Raw genomic sequence first — 20,802 nt, forward strand, 5'->3', positions numbered from 1 at the left:
AAGGTGTGGGTCGGCGGTGGCTCAGGCGCAGGCCGGTATAATCGCCGGTTTGCGCTGCGGCCATCCCGGCCGCGCGCGCTGATTGTGTAGAGCCCCATGTCCCAATCCAATCCCAAGGTCGGATTCGTTTCCCTTGGCTGTCCCAAGGCGCTGGTCGATTCCGAACGCATCCTCACCCAGCTGCGGGTGGAGGGTTACAGCATCGTGCCGTCGTATGACGCCGCTGACGTGGTGGTGGTCAACACCTGCGGTTTCATCGAGTCGGCCGTGGTGGAGTCGCTGGACGCCATCGGCGAGGCGATGAACGAGAACGGCAAGGTGATCGTCACCGGCTGCCTGGGCAAGAAGTCGGAGATGATCCGCGAGCACTACCCGAACGTGCTGTCGGTGTCCGGCCCGCAGGACTACACCACGGTGATGGAGGCGGTGCACGCGGCCATCCCGCCAAAGCACGACCCCTTCGTGGACCTGGTGCCGGATTACGGCATCAAGCTGACCCCGCGTCATTACGCCTACCTGAAGATTTCCGAAGGCTGCAACCACCGCTGCAGTTTCTGCATCATCCCCTCGATGCGTGGCGACCTGGTCAGCCGCCCGGTCGATGAGGTGCTGCGCGAGGCCGAGCGCCTGGTCAAGGGCGGTGTGCGCGAGCTGCTGGTCGTCTCCCAGGACACCTCGGCCTACGGCGTGGACCGCAAGTACGCCCCCGGCACCTGGCGCGGCAAGGAATATGCCACCCGGATGAAGGCGCTGTGCGAAGGCCTGGGCGAGCTGGATGCCTGGACCCGCCTGCACTACGTCTACCCGTACCCGCACGTGGACGACGTGGTGCCGCTGATGGCCGAAGGCAAGATCCTTCCCTACCTGGACATCCCGTTCCAGCACGCCTCCCCGCGCATCCTCAAGTTGATGAAGCGCCCGGGTGCGGTGGACAAGACCCTGGAGCGGGTGCTGCGCTGGCGCGAGATCTGCCCGGACATCACTGTGCGTTCGACCTTCATCGTCGGCTTCCCTGGCGAGACCGAGGCCGAGTTCGAAGACCTGCTGGCCTTCCTGAAGACCGCCCAGCTCGACCGCGTCGGCGCGTTTGCCTATTCGCCGGTGGAAGGCGCCACCGCCAATGCGCTGCCGGACCAGCTGCCCGAAGAAGTGAAGCAGGAGCGTCTGGCCCGCTTCATGGAAGTGCAGGCCGAGATCTCGGCCGCCAAGCTGGAAGCCAAGGTCGGCACCGTGCAGCAGTGCCTGGTCGATGCGATCGAGGACGGCATTGCCGTGGCCCGTTCCAAGGCCGATGCGCCGGAAATCGATGGCCTGGTGCACATCCAGAACGGTGCCGAGGCCGGTCTGCGCGTGGGCCAGTTCGTGGATGTGGAAATCACCGACTGCGATGAGCACGACCTGTTCGGTGATGCTATCGCCGCCGAGCAGCCCACCGGCCCGGCGTTCAACCTCAAGGTGCTGTGAGCCGGGCGGCTGTCCCGGTGAACCGACAGGGCGGCCAGGTGCCGCCCTGTTGCGTTGGGGGTGGTGTTGCCTGCGTGTCGGCTGCCGAAGGCGCTGCACCTGTCGTGCGTGCAACAGGAGTGCTTGCCAACGGAGTGCTTGCATGAGCGGGCAGGGCAGTGCGCCGCGTCGCTTCGTGCCACCGTTGCGTGGTGAGGTGGAAGCGGAGTGCTTCGATCATCCACTGCTGGCCCCGTTCGGGTGCTGGCGCGCGCTGCTGGAAGCGCTGCAATGGCCGGACATGGCCGCCCTCAATGCTGCCGTGGCGGTGGCTGGCAAGTGGTTTGTGCGGCAGGACGAGGCGCTGCTGGCCGACGGGCTGCATTACGAGCAGCGCATCGCCGCCGGAGCAATCGCCACCCGCGAAGCGAACTGGCACGACTTCTTCAATGCCTTGGTCTGGGCGCGTTACCCGGCGATCAAGCGGGCGCTCAATGCGCGCCAGTGCGCGGCCATCGCCGAGGTTGGCACACGCCAGCGCAATCGGGCCCAGCAGGCGCTGACCCAGTTCGACGAGAGCGGGCTGGTGGTGCGGGTGCGCGACCGGGCCTTGCTGGCCGCCTGGGATGCGCATGACTGGCGCACGCTGTTTGTCGACCAGGCCGCTGCCTGGCAGCGTGGCGAGATGGCGGTTGCCGCCAGCGTCGGGCATGCCTTGCTGGAGCAATGTCTGTTGCCTGGACGACGGATCGTCGGCAAGGCGCTGGTGGTGGTCGCCAGTGACGATGCGGCCGCGATTACCCAGGTGGTGCAGGCCATCAGCGAAGGGCGTGTGCTGCAGCAGGCGGCCGAATTGCGACCGTTGCCGCTGGCCGGCATTGTCGGCTGGCATCGGCAACAGGACAGCGGTTTTTACGCCGATGCCGATTATTTCCGGCCGCGGCGTGCAGGGCGGGTCTATCCGCCCCCGCTGCGGGCGCAGGCTTGAGTCGGCGACTCAGCCGTCGTAGCTGACATCCACCACCACAAAGCCGGTGCGCCCGCCGGGCAGCTCGACCTCGAATTCGTCATCGATGCGTTTTTTCAGCAGGGCACGGGCCAGCGGCGAGTCAATGGAGATATAGCCGGTCGCCGCGTCGGTCTCGTCCGGGCCGACCAATCGATAGGTGACTTCGCTGCCATCGTCGATGCGCTCCAGCACCACGGTCGCACCGAAGAACACCGCTTGCGGATCGGACGGTGCGCCTTCAACCACGCGCAGCACTTCCAGCCGCTTGGACAGGTAGCGCACGCGGCGGTCGATCTCGCCCAGCTGCTTCTTGCGGTAGGTGTACTCGGCGTTTTCCGAGCGATCGCCTTCCGCGGCGGCATCGGCCAGGGCCTTGACCACCTCGGGCCGGCGCACGCGCCACAGCTCATCCAGCTCGGCCTTGAGCCGGTCATGCCCGGCACGGGTGATCAGGGCGGTGCTTTTCTCGCCCGGCGGGCGCCAACGGCTCATCGGTGGTGCGTTTCCAGCAAAAGAAGGGGGAGCAAGGATAGCCGCTGCCCCAGGCCTTGTGGCCCGGGTGTGGCTTTCAGGACGTGGCCGGTGGCAGGGTGGCCAGGGCCGCCTGCAGGCGCCGGCTCAGCTCCGGCTCCGGCGCGCTGGCCAGGCCCTGGGCGATCAGCTGGCGGGCGCCGTCGGCATCGCCGTGCAGGTCGGCGGTGAGCAGGGCGGCCTGCAGGGCCCAGCCGGCCAGGCGCGGCGACTGCGGCCAGCGTTGCAGCAGTGCGCGCAGGCCGTCATGGGCCAGTTGGCGTTGGCTGCGCGCCAGCGCTGCGTGTACCAGCTGCTCGCCGGTATCGGCCAGCGCCGGGGTGAAGCCGGGATCCTCGGCCAGCGCGCTGCGCCACAGTGCCAGCGCCTGGCTGGTCTGGCCCTGCTGCAGCCGGTGCAGCAGCCACTGGCCGGCATGGGCCTGGCGCTGCGCCAGCGGTGCCTCGGCCAGCAGGGCGTGCAGCCGGGCGTGTACCTCCTCGCCGACTGCGGCGGTGCGCACGGCCTGCTCCAGCAGCAGGCGCGCGGTCTGCTCGCGGCCGTCGTGCTGCAGCCGTTCGACCCGGGCCAGCAGCGCCTGGTCGGCCCGTTCGCCGGGTGAGGGCAGGCGCTGCTCGGCCGGTGCCCCCTGGGCCTGGAAGCCGAGGGCGTGGCGGTAGCTGTGCACCATCACCCCGAGCAGGCGGAAACTGGTGAACAGGGCCATGGCATAGCCGAAGGTGGACAGCGGCCAGGCCAGTGCCGCCGGCAGCCCGCGGTGGGCCAGGCCGAACAGCATCAGGGCGGCCAGTTGCAGTACGGCGATCATCAGCAGCGCGACCGCATACGGGCCGGCAATGCGTTGCAGGGTGAACACGGCGGTGGCCGGGTTGAGCGCCTGGCGCAGGCTGCCGTCCAGCGCCAGCGAGATCAGCCACACCGGGTGCAGCACGAACAGCACAACGATCAGGGCCAGCGTGGCCCAGGGACCGAACAGTTGCCCACACCACACCACCGAGGCCAGGCACAGGGCCATCAAGGCCACCAGCCGCAGCACGCCGCCATCGAGCAGCTCGCCGGGATGCTCGGGCGGGGCGGGGTTGCCGTGCGCGGCGCGGCGCAGGACTTCAAAGCCGTAACCATAGGTCGCCAGCCAGGTGATGCCGAGCATGATTGTTCCGACCAGGCCGGGCAGGGCGGCCAGCAGTGAAAACAGCGCCAGCGCGCTGCTGGCCAGCAGTACCGAGGCGTGCAGGGGGTAGAGCAGTACCTGCGGCAGCTGTTCCCAGAACGGCAGCTCGCGCGGGGGCGTGGAATGGGCGGAGCGGTGGTGCTGCATGGCGTTCCTTGCGTGCAGGGGCGGTCGGTGGAAGCGTCGGGCCGACAGTTGGCCGGCGCAGGCTCAGCGGCGGCCGAAGATGCCGCCGAGAATGCCGCGCACGATCTGGTTGCCGATCTGTGCGCCGAATTTCTTGCCGGTCTTGCCCATCACCGATTCGCCGATTGTCCCGCCGATGTTGCGCCCGATCTGCGCACCGACGTTGCGGGTGGTCTGCTTGGCCACCGACTCGACCACGCCCTGGCGGCGACCGTTGCCGAACATGAACTCACGGATCGACTGGCCAAGGCCACCTTCACCGTTCCTGGCCTCCGGCGCATTGGCCTGCGCGGCCAGCTGCTGGGCGCGGGCGGCGAGGATCTCCTCGGCCGATTCACGGTTGATCGCGGTGTCGTACTGCGCACCGACCGGGCTGGTCGCGCGCACCTGCGCGCGTTCGGCCTCGGTGATGGCGCCCATCCGGCAGCGTGGCGGCGCAATCATCGTCTCCTGCACCGGCGCCGGCACGCCCTTGTCCTGCAGGGTCGAGACCAGGGCGATGCCGGTGCCCATCGCGGTCAGGGTGGCACGCACGTCCAGCTTCGGGTTGGGAACAAAGGTTTCGGCCGCTGCACGTACCGCCTTCTGGTCGCGTGGGGTAAACGCACGCAGGGCATGCTGCACGCGGTTGCCGAGCTGGCCGAGCACGTTGTCGGGCACGTCATCGGGCAGCTGCGAGCAGAAGTAGATACCCACACCCTTGGAGCGGATCAGCCGCACCACCTGTTCGATGCGCTGCTGCAACGCGGCCGGGGCATCGTTGAACAGCAGGTGGGCCTCGTCGAAGAAAAACACCAGTTTCGGTTTTTCCAGGTCGCCCACTTCAGGCAGGGTTTCAAACAGCTCGGAGAGCAGCCAGAGCAGGAAGGTGGAATACAGCCGTGGCTTGAGGATCAGCTGGTCGGCGGCCAGGATCGAGATCATCCCGCGGCCCTGGTGGTCCACCCGCATCAGGTCGGCCAGCGCCAGCGCCGGCTCGCCGAAGAACTGCTCGCCGCCATCGGCCTGCAGCCGCAGCAGTGCACGCTGGATCGCACCGATGGAAGGCGCGCTGACCAGCCCGTACTCGGTGCTGACGGTCTTGCGCTCCTCGGCCACCAGGTTCAACAGCGCCCTGAGGTCATCCAGATCCAGCAACAGCAGGCCACGGTCGTCGGCCAGCTTGAAGACGATGTCCAGCACCCCGGCCTGGGTGTCGTTGAGTTCCAGGATGCGCGCCAGCAGGGTCGGGCCCATTTCACTGACCGTGGTGCGTACCGGGTGGCCTTGCTGGCCGTACAGGTCCCAGAAAATTGTCGGGTTGCCGGCCGCACTGTAGCCATCCACGCCGATCTGCGCCGCGCGCGCGGCCAGCTTCTCGTTGATCTGCCCGGGCATGGCCAGGCCGGCGACATCGCCCTTGGCATCGGCCATGAATACCGGCACGCCGATGCGCGAGAAGTTCTCGGCCAGGGTCATCAGGGTCACGGTCTTGCCAGTACCGGTGGCCCCGGCGATCAGCCCATGGCGGTTGCCGAAGCGCGGCAACAGGTGAACCGGGATGTTGTCGGTGATGCCCTTGCCGAGCAGGATCGGATCCATGGCGGTGCCTTGATGAATGGTTACTGCAGGCATTCTAGCCAGCGTCCGTCCGGCTTGTCTGGCGGCTTGTGGCTGCCGCCCGCCGCCGCTACCCTGCCTGCCTGCCCGTTGCAAGTGCCTGCCATGTCCAAGTTTTCTGTCGTGCTCCGTCCGCTGTCACTGTTGCTGGCCGCCGGGTTGTTGATGCCGGTGCCCGAGGCACACGCCCAGCGCGTATCGGCGCGCGACCGCGAGAAGATCACCGCGCTGCAGACCCGGATGACGCAGGCAGAACAGCGGTATGTCGCGGCCCTGGCACTGGTGGAGGCAGCCGACCCGAAGGGCGGGGGCGAAGCCGATGCCGCGCTGGAGGACATGGAGGATGTGCTGGCCGAGTGCGTGAACCAGCGCGGTTGCCAGCTCGGCGGCCTGCTGGCCAGCTACAAGCGCCTGCTCAAGGGGCAGGTCGATGGCACCACCAGCGAGGACGAGCTGGGCATTTCCAGTGGCCCGGTACTGGCCGACCCGGATCATGTCGCCCCGCTGGTGGCCGATGTACCCGAAGCGGCGCGCGCGGCGCAGCTGCTCAACGACCACCGGCATGCGTTTGACGAGATGGTCGAGTACAACCCTGCGGTGCAGGCCGGCATCCGCCGCTGGCTCACCGACATGCGTCCGGCGCTGCTGACCAGCTACGAAAACTACATGAACCTGCGTGCGGTGATGTGGCCTGAATGGGAAAAGCGTGGCCTGCCCGAGGCGTTGCTGTTCGGGATCATGGCCAAGGAGTCCAACGGCCGGGTGCATGCGACCTCGCGCGCCGGTGCGGCCGGGCTGATGCAGTTCATGCCGGCCACCGGGCGGCGTTTCGGCCTGGGCCCGGATGGCACCGGGTTTGATACCCGCTATGACGCGCGCAGCGCCGCCGAGGCCAGCGCCGCCTACATCAACGAGAGGATGGGGCCGTTGAACCGCAACATCGAAATGGCGCTGGCGGCCTACAACGGCGGCGAGGGCCGCGCCGCGCGCGTGTACCGGCAGTCCGGCGGGCAGAGCTTCTGGAGCCAGTGGTCCTACAATGAATTCCCGGCCGAGACCCGTGACTACGTGCCGATGGTGATCGCCGCGGCCTGGATCTTCCTGCACCCGCAGCAGTACGGAGTGGAGTTTCCGCGGGTCAATGCCCAGCCGACGACGATCAAGCTGGCCAAGTCCACCACCATCTACGAGCTGACCATCTGCCTGGGCAGCAACAACACCCGCGATGGCTACATGCGCGTGCTGCGCAACATGAACCCGCGTTACCAGGCCGATGGCTGGATTCCCGCCGGTACCACGATCAATGCCACCACCCGGATTGCCGGCCTGTACAACCGCTACTGTGTCTCCGGCCCGCGTGCGGACCTGGCGCGGGCGCTGATCACCGCCGATGTCAACGCCGCGATCATCCGCCCGCAGGCCAATGCCCTGCATGCCAGCGTGGCGGTGGGTGACATCAGCAATGCCCAGGACGCGGCGCCGGTGGTGGCCCCGCCGGCGGCGGCACCGGCACGCAGCACGCCGCGCAGCCACACCGTGGCCCGTGGCGACACCTTGAGTTCGATCGCCCGCCGCTACGCGTGTTCGGTCGGCCAGCTGGCCCGCGCCAACAACCTGCGTGCCCCGGCCTATGCGCTGCGTCCCGGGCAGAAGCTCAGCCTGGAGGGCTGCCGCGCGCGCTGATCCGGCCAGGCCGTCGCTGCGATGCCGGCCAGCCGCTTGCACCCAGGACCGCCCAACCGGGCGGTTTTTCATTTCCCGGCACGGGCGCTGGCGGTTGCAGCGATTTGTTCACGGTTTTCCCCTATATTTGATCCGCGTCACAGTTGTCCGGTGGGGATCGGGCAATCAATCCGGCAATGGATGCCGGGGGAACAAACGCCTTGGGGGGAGCCAATGAATCAGTTGACCGTGGTCAGGTTTCGTGTGCGTTATCGGTTGGGGGAGTACCTGGAAGTCGTCCGCCTGCAGGCGCAGGCATCGCCGGCGCTGGCCGCGGCGGGCAGCTGGCGGCGTGGCTGCTGTCTGGCGCTGTTGTCGCTGTTTGCCACCGGCGTTTTTTCCATCAGGGCCTGGCAGGCCGGCAGCAGCCATTTCCATATCGACGTGGCCGGGCTGCGACGGCGTTCCCGGCGCGGAGTGACCTTCATTGCCTGGGCGGAGGTCATGCAGATCTCTGAAACGGCGCACGGCTATCTGGTCAGGGGGACGCAGAGCTGGTTGCTGCTGCCGTTCCGGGGTCTTTCCAGCGAACAGCAGGGGGAGCTGATGCAGATGTTCCAGGTCTATGCCCGAACGTCAGCAGCAGCCATCGTCAGTGCCCCGATGGTGCCTGGCTGAGCGGGCAGGGTGCCGTGTGCGTGGCCTAAGAACATGATCACCGGTTGACCGCTGGCCGATGCTGGCTGTCGGCATGCGCTCGGTTCCGGCTTCCGTTAACCCTGGAACCGGGCGGCCTGCTCCAGGCAGCAGAGGCGAGGGGCTACAGGGCGCGGCTGATGGTGAAGCTGCCAAACACCGGTGGCTGGCGCTGGCCGTCGAATTCGCGGGTGCTGTGGTAGCGGGCCAGGGCGAATTTCCAGCGATCCTTCATCACCGCCAGGCCGTAGCCGCCCAGCGCCACCGCGTGGCGCTTGTCCACCCGGTGGCTGTTGCGCCAGGTGTTGCCATCCAGGGTGATGTCGCGCACCACCCAGGCGGCATTGGCGGTCATGAACGCATGCCAGGACCAGCCAGCGGTGCGGCCGCCACGGGTGGGCGCGGTGTTCTCGCCGGCCGGCCGCAGCGGGGTGCTGCCGAAGTCGTCGGGCAGCTTCCAGCCAACGCGCAGTTCGGCACCGGCGTTGGCGCGGGTGGACAGGTTGCCCAGTGCGCCGCCGTAGTGGCTGATCGCATCCCAGCCCCAGCCGGTGGCGCGGTGGCTGTCATCGGCCGGCCAGCGCTGCATGCGCTCGTGGGTGAGCATGAGCACCGGCTCGTTGTGCAGCTGGTTGTCCCAGCCCTGGAAGCGGTCGCCGCCGAGCAGGTCATGCACCGCGCCCTGCACCTGCTTGCCCTGGGCCCAGGGGCCGACCACGCCGAGGGTGAGCTGGGTGGTCTGCAGGTGGTTGTCGCGGCGGGCGTTGTAGCCAAAGCTGCCGATCAGCACGCCGGCATACGGGCGGTCCTGCTCGATCAGGTCCTGGCGCGCCGAATCCTTCGGGGTGTAGATGCGCTGGGCCAGGCTGAAGAGCATGTTCTGCTGGTCAAACCGGCCAGCGTGCAACTGCTCCAGATGGCGGTTGATCCAGCGCGCCGGCTTCGGCAGGCACGGGTCGTCGGTGTAATCGAGCAGGTTGGGCGAGACCAGGGTCAGCTGGGCGCCGTTGCTGTAGCCCTGGTCCTGGGCCTTGCCGCCGAACAGGTCGTTGTCGACGCGGAAATTGACCTGCGGCGGATGGGCACGCAGGGAATCATCCGGGCAGTATGTCGCGGTGCTGGCCGCTGCCGGTGCCCCCAGCACGCTCAACAGGCCGAGCAACCCGAGGGGAACAAGTCGTTGACGCATGGCAGCAGGCAATCCGGTGGCAGGGCAGGCGCTACCCTACCTGCCCGCTGCCCGGCCAGCCACCGGGCTGGTCGTACCGGACTGTTCTGAAAACGGCATGCGGCGCCCGTGTCAGCCGGTCAGCGTGGCCAGTTTCTGCCCCAGGCGTACCGGGCTTTCGGCCGCCAGCTGCGGGTTGAGCTCGGCCACGCCGCGCGGCAGCAGCACGATCACGGTGGAGCCGTAGTTGAAGCGGGCCATCTCGGCAAACCGTTCCAGGGTGATGCCCTGGCCACGCCAGTCCTTGCGGGTCACCCTGTCGCCGTAGGCCGGGATCTCCTCGCCGCTCCACACCGTTTCCACCCCGGACACCAGCAGGGCGCCGACCATCACCTGCACCATCGGGCCGAAGTCGGTATCGAAATGGCAGACCAGGCGTTCGTTGCGGGCGAACAGCCGCGGCACGTTGGCCACCGCATCGGTGCCGACGCTGAACAGGCGGCCGGGCACGTGCACGGTCTCGCGCAGGGTGGCGCGTACCGGCATGTGCACGCGGTGGTAGTCACGCGGGGACAGGTAGATTGTCGCGAACAGGCCATCGTTGAACGGCTTGGCATCGTCGGCATCGCCGAGCAGCTCGGCCGCGGTGAAGGACTGGCCCTTGGCCTGGAAGATGCGGCCGTGCTCGATCGGGCCGAGCTGGCTGATGTGGCCATCGGCCGGCATCAACAGCGCCTTGCGGTCCGCGTCCGGCGTGCGTGCGCCGGCCTTCAGGGCACGGGTGAAGAAGGCATTGAAGCTGGGGTAGCTGGCCGGGTCCGGGTTGGCGGCCTCGTCCATGTTGACGCCGAACTTCTCGATCACCGTGCCGATCAGCAGCTGGGACATCCTCGGGTCGGTCGAATACGCCAGGCGCCGTGCCCAGGAGGACAGCAGGCGGTGCGGCAGGGCGTAGGTCAGGGCAGTTACCAGACTCATGGGGCGGTCTTCCGGGTCAGTTCGGTCAGGTCGGCGGCAATGGCCGAGGCGTTGAAGGGCGGGCGGATCAGGCCGGCCAGCCGGCCCTGCGGGTCCAGCACGGCCAGGCTGGCCGAGTGGTCGACGCTGTAGTCATCCGGGTTGTTGGCAAAGTTCTCGCCCTCGGCCCTGGCAAACACCATGCCCAGCGAGGTGGCGAATTTTTCCAGTGCCGGCAGCTCGCCGGTGGCGGCCAGGGTGTCGGCATGGAAGGCATGGGCGTATTCGCCCAGCCGTGCCGGCGTATCGCGCTGCGGGTCGACGGAAACCAGCAGCAGGCGTGGCCGGGTGGAGTCGGGCAGGGTGCGCCATTGCTGCTGCGCGGCGGCCAGTTCCAGCAGCGTGGTCGGGCAGACATCCGGGCAGCTGGTGAAGCCCAGGAACACCAGCGTCCAGTGGCCACGCAGCTCGCCGGGTATCAACCGGGTGCCATCGGACTGGGCCAGGTTGAAATCGGGCAGTTCGCGCGGGCTGTTGTACCAGGTGATGCTGGAAATGTTGCCAGCATGTTCGCCGGCGGGCCGGTTGAACAGCTGGTTGCCGGCCACCAGCCCCAACCCGGCGGCCACGGCCACGGCCAGGATGATGATCGAATTGCGGTTGAACATGGGGGCGGTTTCCTGTGCAACGAAGCGCTCAATATACCGGGGCGGCCCCTATAATCGGCGGTCTTATTGCTTGTGACGTACCGACATGACCAGCCAAGTGGCCGCGCAACTCCACACGATCATCGACCTGATCCGCTACGGCGCCAGCCGTTTCAATGCTGCCGGGCTGACCTTCGGCCACAGTTACGACAATGCGCTGGACGAAGCCACCAGCCTGGTACTGCATGCGTTGCACCTGCCGCCGGACCTGGGCCCGGCCTATGGCGCGGCGCGTGTGCTGGAGGAGGAAAAGGCGCACATCCTGGGCCTGTTTCAGCGCCGCATCAGCGAGCGCGTACCGGCGGCCTACCTCAACGGCGAGGCCTGGTTTGCCGGCCTGAACTTCATCAGCGATGCGCGTGCGCTGGTGCCGCGCTCGCCGATCGCCGAGCTGATCCTGAACGGTTTCGAGCCGTGGCTGGCCGGGCGCGAGGTCACCCGCGCGCTGGACCTGTGCACCGGCTCGGGCTGCATTGCCATCGCGATGGGCCATTACTACCCGAACTGGCAGGTCGACGGCAGCGACATCAACGATGCCGCACTGAGCCTGGCCCACGAGAACCGCGAGCGCCTGCTGGCGCACAACGTCCAGATCCTCAAGTCCGACCTGTTCGAGGGGCTCAAGGGCCGGGTCTACGAGCTGATCGTCACCAACCCGCCGTACGTGACCAACCAGGAAACCGACGAGCTGCCGGACGAATACCGCCATGAGCCGGAGCTGGCCCTGCGTGCCGGTGACGACGGCCTGGACCTGGTGCTGAAGATCCTGCGCGATGCGCCGGAGCATCTGAGCGAGGACGGCCTGCTGATCTGCGAGGTCGGCGATTCGGAGCAGCACGTCAATGCGCTGCTGCCCGAGCTGGACCTGGCCTGGATCGAGTTCAAGGTCGGGCAGATGGGCATCTTCGCCGTCGAGGCTGCCGAACTGCGCCGTCATCACGCGCGCATTGCCGAACTGGCGGCTGCTCGATGAGCGCCAACTCCTTCGGCAAGCTGCTTACCGTCACCACCTTTGGTGAATCCCACGGTCCGGCCATTGGCTGCGTGATCGATGGTTGCCCCCCGGGGCTGGCGATCAGCCCGGAGGAGTTCACCCTTGATCTGCAGCGCCGCGCCACCGGGCGCTCGCGCCACACCTCCCAGCGCCGTGAGGCCGACGAGGTGGAAATCCTGTCCGGGGTGTACGAGGGCCTGACCACCGGCACCCCGATCGCGCTGCTGATCCGCAACACCGACCAGCGCAGCAAGGACTACAGCAACATCACCGCGCAGTTCCGCCCGGGCCATGCCGACTACGCCTACTGGCACAAGTACGGCATCCGTGACCCGCGCGGTGGCGGCCGTTCCTCGGCCCGTGAGACCACCATGCGGGTGGCGGCCGGGGTGATCGCCAAGAAATGGCTGGCCCAGCGCTACGGGGTCACCGTGCGCGGCCACCTGTCCCAGCTGGGCGAGCACCGCCCGGCCGGGTTTGACTGGTCGGCGGTGGAGGACAACCCGTTCTTCTGGCCGGACGCGGCCCAGGTGCCGGCGCTGGAGGCCTACATGGATGCGCTGCGCAAGTCCGGCGATTCGGTCGGTGCGCGGGTGGACGTGGTTGCCGAAGGCGTACCGGCCGGCTGGGGTGAGCCGGTCTACGGCAAGCTCTCGGCCGAGCTGGCCAGCGCGCTGATGAGCATCAATGCGGTCAAGGGCGTGGAGATCGGTGACGGCTTCGAGTCGGCCGCCCAGCTCGGCAGCGAGCACCGTGACCTGATCACCCCGGCGGGCTTTGCCTCCAACCATGCCGGCGGCATCCTCGGTGGCATCGCCACCGGTCAGCCGATCCGGGTCTCGCTGGTGCTCAAGCCGACCTCCAGCCTGCGCCTGCCCGGCGACAGCGTGGATGTGGATGGCAACCCGGTGCAGGTGGTGACCACCGGCCGACATGACCCCTGCGTGGGCATCCGCGCCACCCCGATCGCCGAGGCGATGGTGGCCCTGGTGCTGATGGACCAGGCGCTGCGCCACCGTGCCCAGTGTGGCGATGTGGCAGCGGTGTCGCCGCAGATTCCGGGCAGCATCGATGGCTGAGGCGCTGGCCCCGGCCAACGCCTTGCTGCCGGCTGCCATGCCGGTCAAACCGCTGTGCGTATCCGTTGCGGGGCCGTTGCCGGGCTACAAACGATAGGGGGCCGTTGTGCAGGTCGTGTGGCGGCTCCCTCCAACCCGGTTCCTGTTGCGCCTTCTTCCTCTCCCCCCTTTTCGAGTGTTCCCCCATGAGCAATGCATCCCGTCAGTTCCACGTTGCCGTTGTCGGCGCCACCGGCGCCGTTGGCCAGACCATGCTGGCCATCCTGGCCGAGCGCGGCTTTCCGGTCGGCAAGCTGAGCGTGCTGGCTTCGGCCCGATCGGCCGGCAACAGCATCGAGTTCAATGGCGACAAGGTCACGGTGCAGGACCTGGCCACGTTTGACCCGGCCGGTGTGGACATCGCGCTGTTTTCGGCCGGCGGTGACATATCGCTGGAATACGCGCCGAAGTTTGCCGCCGCCGGTGCGGTGGTGATCGACAACTCCTCGGCCTTCCGTTACGAGGACGACGTGCCGCTGGTGGTGTCGGAAGTCAACCCGGAGGCGATTGCCAACCGCCCGCGCGGGATCATCGCCAACCCGAACTGCTCGACCATGCAGCTGATGCCGGTGCTGGCGCCGATCCACCGCGCCGCCGGCATCACCCGGGTCAACATCGCTACCTACCAGTCGGTGTCCGGCGCCGGCCAGAGCGGTATGGAAGAGCTGGGCAAGCAGACCGCGCAGCTGCTGGCATTCCAGTCGGCCGAGCCGAAGAAGTTCCCGGTGCAGATCGCCTTCAACCTGATCCCGCACATCGATGCCTTCCAGGACAACGGCTACACCAAGGAAGAGATGAAGCTGGTCTGGGAGACGCGCAAGATCCTTGGCGATGACAGCATCCAGGTCAACCCGACCGCGGTGCGGGTGCCGGTGTTCTACGGCCATGCCGAGGCCGTGCACCTGGAGACCCGCGACAAGATCAGCATCGAGCGCGTGCGCGAGCTGCTGGGCGCAGCGCCGGGGGTGGAAGTGGTCGATGAGCGCACTGCCGGTGGCTACCCGACCCCGGTGACCCATGCCTCGGGCAACGACCCGGTGTATGTGGGCCGCCTGCGCGAGGACATCTCCCATCCGCGTGGCATCGCTTTGTGGGTGGTGGCCGACAACATCCGCAAGGGTGCGGCGCTCAACGCGGTGCAGCTGGCCGAACTGGTCGCTGCCCAGGCCTGAAGGGATGCCGGCACCGGCGCGGGCGTATGCCTGACGCCGGTTGCTGGGTATATTTGTGCGATGAATAAACGGGCACGGGGCGCAAGGCGCCCGCTTCAAGGCGCGATCGCGCTGGTTCTGGCGCTGGGTTCCAATGCCGCAATGGCCTTGGGCCTGGGTGACATCCGCGTATTGTCCCAGCCGGGCCAGCCCTTGCTGGCCGAAATTCCGGTGGTCAGTGCCGATCCGGGCGAGCTGGAAGCGGCAAAGGTCGCGTTGGCCTCGCCGGCCACCTTTGCCCGCGTCGGCCTGGAGCGTCCTTCCGGGTTGATCAGCGCGCTGCAGTTTGATTTTGCCCAGGATGCGCAGGGGCGGGCGGTGATCCGCGTGCGCAGCGCCACGCCGGTCGATGTGCCGGTGGTGAGCTTCCTGATCGAGGTCGACTGGGGCCGCGGCAGGCTGGTGCGCGAGTATTCGGCACTGGTGGACCGTCCGCATACCGCCGCAGCGATCCAGGCACCGCAGATCCAGGCGCCGAGCCTGGCGCCTTCCAACACCATCGTGCGCGAACCCGGGGCGGCTGCCCCCGTTGCCCTTGCGCCGATGCCACCGGCACCCGCGCCGGCTGCTGCGCCCACGCCCACAGTGGCCGCCGCGCCGCGCCCGGCGGCGGTCGCCGCACCGGCATTGCCGCCCAGCGGGGTGATCGCCGTGCAGGCCGGGCAGACCCTGTCGCAGATCGCCAGCGACGTTGCGCGTGGCAGCCAGGCCAATCTGGAGCAGGCCATGGTGGCCCTGCTGCAGGCCAACCCGCAGGCATTCATCGGCGGCAACATCCACCGCCTGCGCAGTGGTGCACAGCTGCAACTGCCCGATGCCCAGGCCCTGGCCGGTGTCGGCGCAGCGCAGGCGCGGGCGATCGTGCGCGAACAGACCGGCCAGTGGCAGCAGGCCCGGCGTCCGCTGCCGCAGCCCGCGGTGGCCCCGCCGGCAACCGCACCGGCAACGCCGGCCGCGGCGCCCGTTGCGGCCGTCCAGTCCAGTGGTGCCCGTCTTGAAATCGCCCCGGCCGTGGCCGTGGATGAAGCCGCTACGGCGAGCGTATCGGGCACCGAAGCCGGTGCCCAGGGAGACATGCTGGTGAGTGAGCAATTGCGTCAGGCCCGCGAAGATCTGGCCACCCGGGATGCCGAGTTGGCCGAGCTGCGCGAGCGCGTGGCCGAACTGGAAAAGCTGCGTGAGCAGCAGTCGGCGTTGATCGCGCTCAAGGACAATGAAATGGCCGCCGCACAGAAGCAGGTGGCCGACAGCAATGCCCAGAGCCCGTCCGAGGCAGGAGGGGCTGCGGCGTGGATCTGGGGCGGCGGCCTGCTGCTGCTCGGTGCCGCCTTTGCCGCGTGGCTGGCACGCCGGCGCAAACCGCGCGCGTTGCCGCCCTTGTCGGCCAGCGCCGCCGCCGAGCAGCCGCTGGATCAGCCTGCAGTGGCCGATGCTGCGCCTGAGCGGGTGGATGCCGAACAGCTGATTTCCGCCCTGCAGGCAACATCCGGGCAGCCGGCGAGCACTCCGGAGCCGCCGCAGGCAGCGCAGATCGATGATGCCCCGGCGATGCCAGCGGCTGCTGCGCCGCTGCAGGTCTTGCCGTTGCCGGCACAGGACGTGGCGGTTGCCGGGCCGGAAGTCCCGGACACGGATTTGCCGTCCCCTGCCGATGTCACTGAGGACCTGGCGGCCAAGCCGCCGGTCAATCAACCGGTCAATCCGCCGCTGCGGCCTGATGTGGTGTTTGATCCGTTCCAGCTGCCGGCCAACGAGCGCGAGCTGCCGATGACCGATGCCACGCTGGCAGATGACAGGCTGCTGCCGGCGCAGGGCGACGGGCAGTCCCCGCCTGCCGGCTTGCCGGTGCCCGGCAGTCGCGAGCGCCTGGAACTGGCCATTGCCTATCTGGACCTGGGCGATGCCGATACCGCGCGCACCCTGCTGGAAGAAGTGGCCGCCGCCGGTGACGGTGCCGCGCGCGATCAGGCGGTGGAATTGCTGGGGCGTCTGGGCTGAGTCCCGGCGGTTTTCAAGGGACGTTGCTGATGCGTTACGCGGCAGGAATCGAATACGACGGCAGCGCCTTCAAGGGTTGGCAGTTTCTGGGCGAGGGTGGCCCGAGCGTGCAGGCGGCACTGGAGCAGGCGCTGTCCTCGGTGGCCGATGTCCCGGTGAGCGTGATGTGCGCCGGGCGCACCGATGCCGGTGTCCACGGCCAGTGCCAGGTGGTGCATTTTGATACCGAGGCCGTGCGCGACCCGCGTGCCTGGACCCTGGGCACGACCACCCGGCTGCCGCCGGAAGTGGCGGTGCGCTGGTGCCAGCCGGTCAGTGCCGATTTCCATGCGCGCTTTTCGGCGCGGGCGCGGCGCTACCGCTACCGCATCCTCAACCGCGCAGTACGTCCGGCCCTGGGCCGTCAGTTGCTGAGCTGGGAGCGCCGGCCGCTGGATGCACAGGCAATGCACGAGGCGGCGCAGGCGCTGCTGGGCGAAAACGATTTTTCCGCCTTCCGCTCGGCCGAATGCCAGGCCACGCATGCGCGCCGCAACCTGCAGGCGATCAGCGTGCATCGCGATGGTGAGGTGGTCGAGCTGCAGGTACAGGCCAATGCCTTCCTGCACCACATGGTGCGCAACTTGGTCGGTTCGCTGTGCCTGGTCGGCAGTGGCGAGCGTCCGCGCGAATGGATGGCCGAACTGCTGGCCGGACGTGACCGCAACAAGGCCGGCCCGACCGCGCCGTCGGCCGGGCTGGTGTTTGTCGGCCCGCTGTATCCGGCGCTGTGGCAGTTGCCCGACGAAGTGACCGACCCGGCGCTGCAGCCATGAGCCTCACCCGGACCCGGATCAAGTTCTGTGGCATGACCCGCGCCGGTGACGTGCGCCTGGCTGCCGAGCTGGGGGTGGATGCGATCGGCCTGATCTTTGCCTCGGGAAGCAAGCGCCAGCTCAGCCTGGCCCAGGCGCAGGGACTGCGTGCGGCGGTGCCGCCGCTGGTGGATGTGGTGGCGCTGTTCCGCAACAACAGCGCTGAACAAGTGCGCCAGGTGCTGCGCCTTGTGCGGCCGAGCCTGCTGCAGTTCCATGGCGAGGAAGAGGAGGCGTTCTGCGCCAGCTTCCAGTGGCCGTGGCTCAAGGCAGTGGCGATGGGGGGCGGCCACCGCGTGCAGGCGTGTGACCTGCTGCAGCGTTTCCCCTCGGCCAGTGGCCTGCTGCTGGACAGCCATGCGCCCGGCGGCAGTGGTGGCAGCGGCCAGGCCTTTGACTGGGACCAGGTGCCCGAGGGGTTGCACCGTCCGTTCCTGCTGGCCGGTGGCATCGGCCCGGACAACGTCGCCGAGGCAATCATGCGCACCCGTCCCTGGGGGGTGGATGTTTCCAGTGGCATCGAGGCCGCGCCGGGGATCAAGGATGGCCAGAAGATGCGCGCCTTCGTCGAACAGGTACGCCTGGCCGACCAGCAACTGGCCTGCCAGGGCTAGGGTTGCACTGGCGCACAGTTCTGTCGCCGCCGGGCGATACGGCGGTGGCAGTTGCTCTATGATCGTCCGCTGCATTGCCGGGATAAGGCAGGGCTGACCTGCCAGCACCGCTGGCCAGGGGGGATCACCGGGGTCACAAGGAGGTTGTATGCAGCTTTTCCTGCAGGTCGTGCTGGCGTATCCAACGTTGCCGCTGAGCATCGTGCTGACCGTGTGCCTGCTGTACTGGCTGCTGGTGGCTGGCGGCCTGCTGGGTGATGGCCTGGGCCTGGAGGCTGGCGATGGCCTGGAGCTCGATGCCGGTACCCATGGCCTGGCTGCGATGCTGGCCCGCTTCGGTCTGGGCGGCGCACCGTTGATGCTGGTGCTGAGTCTGTTGACCTTCTTTGCCTGGACCCTGGTCTACCTGCTGCAGCTGCTGGTGCTGCAGCCGCTGCCGGATCTGCTGCGCTGGCTGCTGGGAAGCGCGGCGCTGCTGCTGGCTCCGCTGCTGGCGGCCTTTCCCACGGCGGTGGTCCTGCGTCCGCTGCGCCTGCTGCTGCTGCGCCTGCGCCCGGCGGCACAGCGGTCCCTGCTCGGGCGCGTGGCCGTGGTCAGCTCGCCCGAGGTCACCGCCCAGCAGGGCCGGGCAATGCTCGCCGACGGCGGCGCCGGCCTGTTGCTCCAGGTGCGCAGTGCACAGGGAACGACCCTGCTGCGCGGCCAGGCAGTGTTGCTGGTGGAGTACGACCGGCAGGCGTATTGCTATCACGTAGTGCCCGCTGATGCGTTGGAACCGGCATCGGCATCAAGGTCTTTATTTGAATCTGGCGACAAGGAGAGCAGTTGATGAGCATGGCTGTGTATGCACCGTTTGTGATCGGTGTCGGTGGTTTGCTGGTGGTCCTGGTCGGTCTTGCCGGCCTGTTCAAGGCGTTCTACCGCAAGGTGGACCAGGGCGTGGCGCTGATCGTCAACGACATGAGCGCCACGCCGAAGGTGCATTTCACCGGCGCCCTGATCATCCCGGTGCTGTACCGCGCCGAGCTGATGCGCATCAGCCTGATCACCCTGCAGATTGATCGTCGCGGCAAGGAAGGGCTGATCTGTCGCGACAACATGCGTGCCGACATTGCCGTGGCCTTCTACCTGCGGGTCAATGAAACCCAGGAGGACGTACTGCGCGTGGCCAAGGCCATCGGCGCGGACCGTGCTTCGGACAAGCATGCGGTCGATGAGCTGTTCAATGCCAAGTTCTCCGAGGCGCTGAAGACGGTCGGCAAGAAGTTCGAGTTCACCGAGCTGTTCGAAAAGCGCCAGGAATTCCGCGATGAAATCATCAAGGTGATCGGCAACGACCTCAATGGCTATGTGCTGGAGGACGTGGCCATCGACTACCTGGAGCAGACCCCGAAGGCGCTGCTGGACCAGAGCAACATTCTCGATGCCGAAGGCATCCGCAAGATCACCGAGCTGACCGCACGCCAGAACGTGATCACCAACGAGCTGGAGCAGAACGAGAAGCTGGCCATCAGCAAGAAGAACGTCGAGGCCCGCGAGGCGCTGCTGGCGCTGGAGCGGCAGCAGGCCGAGGCCGAGGCCCGCCAGCGCCGCGAGGTGGAGACCGTGCGTGCGCGCGAAGAGGCCGAGACGCTCAAGGTGCAGGAGGAGCAGCGCCTGCTGGCCGAGAACGCACGCATCGAAGCCCAGCAGCTGATCGAGATCCGCGACCAGAACCGCCTGCGTGAAGTGGAAGTGGCCGAGCAGAACCGTCAGCGCGCGGTGGCCATCGAGGCCGAGCGGGTGGCACGCGCCCGCCAGCTGGAGCAGGTCACCACCGAACGCGAAGTGCAGCTGCAGGGGGTGGAGCGCGACAAGGTGGTCGAGCAGGGGCGGATGGATGTGGCCAACATCACCCGCGAGCGGATTGCCATCGACAAGACCGTGGCCATGGAGGAAGAGCGGATCAAGGAAGTGCGCCAGGTTTCCGAGGCCGACCGCCTCAAGCAGGTGACCATTCTGGAAGCGGAGGCCAAGGCCCAGGAACTGCTGGTGCGCGAGATCAAGGAAGCACAGGCCCGCGAGGCCTCGGCCCGGCACAAGGCGGTGGAAATCACCACCCTGGCCCAGGCCGAGTTCGAGGCTTCCGGCAAGCAGGCCGAAGCCAAGAAGCTGCTCGCCGAGGGTATCCGCGCCGAACGTGCCGCCCCGGGGCTGGCCGATGCGCAGGTACGTGAGGCCGGCGCGCTGTCGATCGAGAAGGTCGGCATTGCCGAGGCGCGGGTGATCGAGGCCAAGGCCGATGCCAACCTCAAGCAGGGCCATGCCGATGCCCAGGTGCTGGCGCAGACCCTGCAGGCCAAGGCGCAGGGCGAGGAGGCAATGGGGCGTGCGAAGGCGGCGGCGGCCGAATCGATCGGCAGCGCCGAGGCGACGGTGGTGGAAAAGCGTCTGTTTGCCGAGGCCGAAGGCCTGACCCGCAAGTTCCAGGCCATCGATGCGCTGAGCGACAAGGCACGTGGGCATGAGGAATTCCGGATGATGCTCGATACCAGCCTGAAGCAGGCACTGGCCTCGATCGATGCCGGCAAGGAAGTGTCCAGGGAAAACGCCGAGGTCATCGCCACCGCACTGCGCAATGCCGATATCGACCTGGTCGGCGGCGATGGCGGCATGTTCGAGAACCTGATCAAGGCGGTATCGCTGGGCAAGTCGATTGAAGGCCTGGTCGACAAGAGCCCGATCGTGCAGGACCTGATGCAGCGCTACCTGGGCGTGGCGCGGCCGCAGGCGCTGGACCTGGAAAAGGCGGACTGAACGGAGTGCTGAGAGCGGCATGGCCAGCATTGGCCATGCCGGTTTCCCGGTACGGGCGGAGGGGCGCCGACAAGGCGTGCAAGGCAGG

The 20,802-nt window shown here is 67.9% G+C and carries 18 protein-coding genes; 12 read left to right on the forward strand and 6 right to left on the reverse strand.

Features of this window, described 5'->3' with window-relative positions; all coding sequences use genetic code 11:
* Positions 1-96: 96 nt before the first annotated feature.
* Together rimO and ABB25_RS03500 are read left to right on the forward strand one after the other, a co-directional pair.
* A complete protein-coding gene (gene rimO, locus ABB25_RS03495) occupies positions 97-1,464 on the forward strand; it encodes a 30S ribosomal protein S12 methylthiotransferase RimO (protein WP_057663778.1) in 1,368 nt (455 codons plus the stop codon).
* Positions 1,465-1,606: 142 nt separating this feature from the next.
* Positions 1,607-2,431 carry a DUF3025 domain-containing protein gene (locus ABB25_RS03500; protein ID WP_057663782.1) on the forward strand — a complete coding sequence of 275 codons (825 nt, stop codon included), beginning with the start codon at positions 1,607-1,609 and terminating at the stop codon, positions 2,429-2,431.
* Between the two features lie 9 nt (positions 2,432-2,440).
* On the opposite strand, the gene greB is transcribed toward ABB25_RS03500, so the two are convergent.
* From greB to ABB25_RS03515, 3 genes are all read right to left on the reverse strand, one after another.
* The gene (gene greB, locus ABB25_RS03505) at positions 2,441-2,944 is read right to left on the reverse strand and encodes a transcription elongation factor GreB (RefSeq protein WP_057663784.1); all 504 of its coding nucleotides are present in this window, start codon (positions 2,942-2,944) and stop codon (positions 2,441-2,443) included.
* A 76-nt stretch (positions 2,945-3,020) separates the two neighbouring features.
* The gene (locus ABB25_RS03510; protein WP_057663787.1) at positions 3,021-4,301 is read right to left on the reverse strand and encodes a DUF4013 domain-containing protein; all 1,281 of its coding nucleotides are present in this window, start codon (positions 4,299-4,301) and stop codon (positions 3,021-3,023) included.
* 63 nt (positions 4,302-4,364) lie between these two features.
* Complete coding sequence (locus tag ABB25_RS03515; protein ID WP_057663790.1) at positions 4,365-5,921, reverse strand: helicase HerA-like domain-containing protein; 1,557 nt, start codon at positions 5,919-5,921, stop codon at positions 4,365-4,367.
* A 123-nt stretch (positions 5,922-6,044) separates the two neighbouring features.
* Between ABB25_RS03515 and ABB25_RS03520 the strand changes: the two genes are divergently transcribed.
* Complete coding sequence (locus tag ABB25_RS03520) at positions 6,045-7,622, forward strand: transglycosylase SLT domain-containing protein (protein ID WP_057663794.1); 1,578 nt, start codon at positions 6,045-6,047, stop codon at positions 7,620-7,622.
* A 180-nt stretch (positions 7,623-7,802) separates the two neighbouring features.
* Complete coding sequence (locus tag ABB25_RS03525) at positions 7,803-8,279, forward strand: YcxB family protein (RefSeq protein ID WP_211259281.1); 477 nt, start codon at positions 7,803-7,805, stop codon at positions 8,277-8,279.
* Between the two features lie 142 nt (positions 8,280-8,421).
* Here the strand turns inward: ABB25_RS03525 and ABB25_RS03530 are convergent, their stop codons facing one another.
* The 3 genes from ABB25_RS03530 to ABB25_RS03540 all read right to left on the reverse strand — a co-directional run bounded on the left by ABB25_RS03530 (position 8,422) and on the right by ABB25_RS03540 (position 11,090).
* Complete coding sequence (locus tag ABB25_RS03530) at positions 8,422-9,486, reverse strand: lipid A deacylase LpxR family protein (protein WP_057663800.1); 1,065 nt, start codon at positions 9,484-9,486, stop codon at positions 8,422-8,424.
* Positions 9,487-9,597: 111 nt separating this feature from the next.
* Positions 9,598-10,443: an archaetidylserine decarboxylase gene (gene asd / locus ABB25_RS03535; protein ID WP_057663803.1), complete on the reverse strand. Its 846-nt coding sequence runs from the start codon at positions 10,441-10,443 to the stop codon at positions 9,598-9,600.
* Positions 10,440-11,090 carry an SCO family protein gene (locus tag ABB25_RS03540; RefSeq protein ID WP_057663806.1) on the reverse strand — a complete coding sequence of 217 codons (651 nt, stop codon included), beginning with the start codon at positions 11,088-11,090 and terminating at the stop codon, positions 10,440-10,442. The genes asd and ABB25_RS03540 overlap by 4 nt, the downstream gene beginning before the upstream one ends.
* A gap of 85 nt (positions 11,091-11,175) precedes the next feature.
* Here ABB25_RS03540 and prmB point away from each other — a divergent pair, with 85 nt between their 5' ends.
* From prmB to ABB25_RS03580, 8 genes are all read left to right on the forward strand, one after another.
* Positions 11,176-12,102: a 50S ribosomal protein L3 N(5)-glutamine methyltransferase gene (gene prmB / locus ABB25_RS03545; RefSeq protein ID WP_057663809.1), complete on the forward strand. Its 927-nt coding sequence runs from the start codon at positions 11,176-11,178 to the stop codon at positions 12,100-12,102.
* Entirely contained in the window at positions 12,099-13,202 is a 1,104-nt protein-coding gene (gene aroC, locus ABB25_RS03550; protein ID WP_057663812.1) for a chorismate synthase, read from the forward strand. Before prmB ends, aroC begins: the two co-directional genes overlap by 4 nt.
* 185 nt (positions 13,203-13,387) lie before the next feature.
* On the forward strand, positions 13,388-14,413 hold the full coding sequence (locus ABB25_RS03555; RefSeq protein WP_057663813.1) for an aspartate-semialdehyde dehydrogenase: 1,026 nt from the start codon (positions 13,388-13,390) through the stop codon (positions 14,411-14,413).
* Positions 14,414-14,554: 141 nt separating this feature from the next.
* A complete protein-coding gene (locus ABB25_RS03560; protein WP_338062028.1) occupies positions 14,555-16,450 on the forward strand; it encodes a FimV/HubP family polar landmark protein in 1,896 nt (631 codons plus the stop codon).
* A 29-nt stretch (positions 16,451-16,479) separates the two neighbouring features.
* Positions 16,480-17,265, forward strand: coding sequence for a tRNA pseudouridine(38-40) synthase TruA (gene truA / locus ABB25_RS03565; RefSeq protein WP_057663820.1), 786 nt, complete (start codon positions 16,480-16,482; stop codon positions 17,263-17,265).
* The gene (locus ABB25_RS03570) at positions 17,262-17,918 is read left to right on the forward strand and encodes a phosphoribosylanthranilate isomerase (RefSeq protein ID WP_057663823.1); all 657 of its coding nucleotides are present in this window, start codon (positions 17,262-17,264) and stop codon (positions 17,916-17,918) included. The genes truA and ABB25_RS03570 overlap by 4 nt, the downstream gene beginning before the upstream one ends.
* Positions 17,919-18,066: 148 nt before the next feature.
* Entirely contained in the window at positions 18,067-18,747 is a 681-nt protein-coding gene (locus ABB25_RS03575) for a hypothetical protein (protein WP_057663826.1), read from the forward strand.
* Entirely contained in the window at positions 18,747-20,714 is a 1,968-nt protein-coding gene (locus ABB25_RS03580) for a flotillin family protein (protein WP_057663828.1), read from the forward strand. Before ABB25_RS03575 ends, ABB25_RS03580 begins: the two co-directional genes overlap by 1 nt.
* The last annotated feature ends 88 nt before the right edge of the window (positions 20,715-20,802 follow it).

The organism is Stenotrophomonas koreensis (assembly GCF_001431525.1).
Taxonomy (GTDB): Bacteria; Pseudomonadota; Gammaproteobacteria; order Xanthomonadales; family Xanthomonadaceae; genus Stenotrophomonas; species Stenotrophomonas koreensis.

What these genes read in the sequence shown, in the direction of transcription:
- rimO (WP_057663778.1), top strand. Translation starts at nt 97, where the DNA reads ATGTCCCAATCCAATCCCAAGGTCGGATTCGTTTCCCTTGGCTGTCCC.
- ABB25_RS03500 (WP_057663782.1), top strand. Translation starts at nt 1,607, where the DNA reads ATGAGCGGGCAGGGCAGTGCGCCGCGTCGCTTCGTGCCACCGTTGCGT.
- greB (WP_057663784.1), bottom strand. Translation starts at nt 2,944, where the DNA reads ATGAGCCGTTGGCGCCCGCCGGGCGAGAAAAGCACCGCCCTGATCACC.
- ABB25_RS03510 (WP_057663787.1), bottom strand. Translation starts at nt 4,301, where the DNA reads ATGCAGCACCACCGCTCCGCCCATTCCACGCCCCCGCGCGAGCTGCCG.
- ABB25_RS03515 (WP_057663790.1), bottom strand. Translation starts at nt 5,921, where the DNA reads ATGGATCCGATCCTGCTCGGCAAGGGCATCACCGACAACATCCCGGTT.
- ABB25_RS03520 (WP_057663794.1), top strand. Translation starts at nt 6,045, where the DNA reads ATGTCCAAGTTTTCTGTCGTGCTCCGTCCGCTGTCACTGTTGCTGGCC.
- ABB25_RS03525 (WP_211259281.1), top strand. Translation starts at nt 7,803, where the DNA reads ATGCCGGGGGAACAAACGCCTTGGGGGGAGCCAATGAATCAGTTGACC.
- ABB25_RS03530 (WP_057663800.1), bottom strand. Translation starts at nt 9,486, where the DNA reads ATGCGTCAACGACTTGTTCCCCTCGGGTTGCTCGGCCTGTTGAGCGTG.
- asd (WP_057663803.1), bottom strand. Translation starts at nt 10,443, where the DNA reads ATGAGTCTGGTAACTGCCCTGACCTACGCCCTGCCGCACCGCCTGCTG.
- ABB25_RS03540 (WP_057663806.1), bottom strand. Translation starts at nt 11,090, where the DNA reads ATGTTCAACCGCAATTCGATCATCATCCTGGCCGTGGCCGTGGCCGCC.
- prmB (WP_057663809.1), top strand. Translation starts at nt 11,176, where the DNA reads ATGACCAGCCAAGTGGCCGCGCAACTCCACACGATCATCGACCTGATC.
- aroC (WP_057663812.1), top strand. Translation starts at nt 12,099, where the DNA reads ATGAGCGCCAACTCCTTCGGCAAGCTGCTTACCGTCACCACCTTTGGT.
- ABB25_RS03555 (WP_057663813.1), top strand. Translation starts at nt 13,388, where the DNA reads ATGAGCAATGCATCCCGTCAGTTCCACGTTGCCGTTGTCGGCGCCACC.
- ABB25_RS03560 (WP_338062028.1), top strand. Translation starts at nt 14,555, where the DNA reads ATGGCCTTGGGCCTGGGTGACATCCGCGTATTGTCCCAGCCGGGCCAG.
- truA (WP_057663820.1), top strand. Translation starts at nt 16,480, where the DNA reads ATGCGTTACGCGGCAGGAATCGAATACGACGGCAGCGCCTTCAAGGGT.
- ABB25_RS03570 (WP_057663823.1), top strand. Translation starts at nt 17,262, where the DNA reads ATGAGCCTCACCCGGACCCGGATCAAGTTCTGTGGCATGACCCGCGCC.
- ABB25_RS03575 (WP_057663826.1), top strand. Translation starts at nt 18,067, where the DNA reads ATGCAGCTTTTCCTGCAGGTCGTGCTGGCGTATCCAACGTTGCCGCTG.
- ABB25_RS03580 (WP_057663828.1), top strand. Translation starts at nt 18,747, where the DNA reads ATGAGCATGGCTGTGTATGCACCGTTTGTGATCGGTGTCGGTGGTTTG.